This is a genomic window from Morganella morganii H1r, from assembly GCF_000633515.1.
Lineage (GTDB): Bacteria > Pseudomonadota > Gammaproteobacteria > Enterobacterales > Enterobacteriaceae > Morganella > Morganella morganii_B.
This window is the reverse complement of sequence record NZ_AYMP01000008.1, coordinates 1-1315: the sequence shown is the minus strand read 5'-3', so window position 1 is coordinate 1315 and position 1315 is coordinate 1. Positions and strand designations below refer to the sequence as shown.

At 45.0% G+C, this 1315-nt stretch carries 1 protein-coding gene; it reads left to right on the top strand.

What is annotated here, in order from left to right; genetic code table 11:
• Positions 1-94: 94 nt before the first annotated feature.
• Positions 95-1288 (top strand): IS4 family transposase, encoded by a 1194-nt coding sequence (locus U868_RS0104990; RefSeq protein ID WP_025152334.1) that lies wholly within the window; start codon positions 95-97, stop codon positions 1286-1288.
• Positions 1289-1315 lie beyond the last annotated feature (27 nt).

Genomic DNA, 1315 nt, shown 5'->3' with positions numbered 1-1315 from the left:
GCTGAGGAATCCCCAGTAATGGGCGGGTAATAAAAGACAGGTGTGGAGTTTTATGATCTACTGAATATCAAATAAATTCAATGAGATCGACTCCATGCCTGCCCGTCATATATGTCAGAATTTTTTCCATGATGCATTAGCACCATTTCACAAGTATCGGCAGAGTGCATTGCTGGATGCCACCATTGCACTTATCAATGGCGCATCACTGACACTCACCAGTATCGGACGTTATTTACCCGGAACCGCTCAGGTCAAAAATAAAATCAAACGCGTTGATCGCCTCTTGGGTAACGAGGCACTACATCGTGATATTCCTCTGATTTTTAAAAATATTATCTCAATGCTGACGAGTCAGTTATCTCTGTGTGTTATTGCTGTTGACTGGAGTGGCTATCCGTCTCAGGACAATCACGTTCTTCGTGCCAGTCTTATCTGTGATGGACGTTCGATACCGTTATTAAGCCGGGTTGTTCCATCAAAAAAACAACAAAACGCGCAGATACAAGAAGACTTCCTTAACACCCTGGCCGCGGCAGTGAATCCTCAGGCCAGAGTTATCATTATTACTGATGCAGGATTCCAGAATGCCTGGTTCAGGCATATCAAATCTCTCGGTTGGGATTTTATTGGCCGCATCCGGGGAAATACCCAGATGCGCCTGGACAGCAAAGGCGAATACTGGTTCAGGCGTCAGGAATTACAGGCTGGCAGTAAGCCCGAATATCTGGGGCAGGGGACACTTGCACGTGCAAAATATGCTCAATGTGACGGGCATTTTTACCTTCACAAAAAAACCGCCAAAGGACGGAGAAATAAACGTTCCCGCTGTGGCATAGCCAGACCATCACAAATAAAAGATGGACGCGCTGCTGCAAAAGAACCGTGGCTCATATTCAGTAGCACTGACGACTTTAAGCCATGTAAAATCATGAAATTATACGGAAGAAGAATGCAAATCGAGCAAAATTTCAGGGATGAAAAAAGCGAACGATTCGGGTTCGGGCTTCGTGCCAGCTATAGCCGTTCAGCAGAAAGAATGCACGTACTGAGCCTGTTGGCGACCCTGAGCACAATAGTATTGTGGCTTATCGGATATCACGCTGAAAATAAGGGATTACATCTTAGATATCAAGCTAACAGCATTAAGTCACGACGTGTCATCTCATATCTGACGTTAGCGGTGAATATCCTGCGACATTCACCGCTGATTTTAACGCAAATAGTACTCAGTACTGTTCTCAACCATCTCGCCAAAACCTACCAAAATATGGTGTTGATTTATTAGCGCTGATTTATGGGGATCTCTCAGCGC

Bases quoted from the DNA above. Each gene is read 5' to 3' on its own strand.
- U868_RS0104990 (WP_025152334.1), top strand. From the start codon at position 95: ATGCCTGCCCGTCATATATGTCAGAATTTTTTCCATGATGCATTAGCA.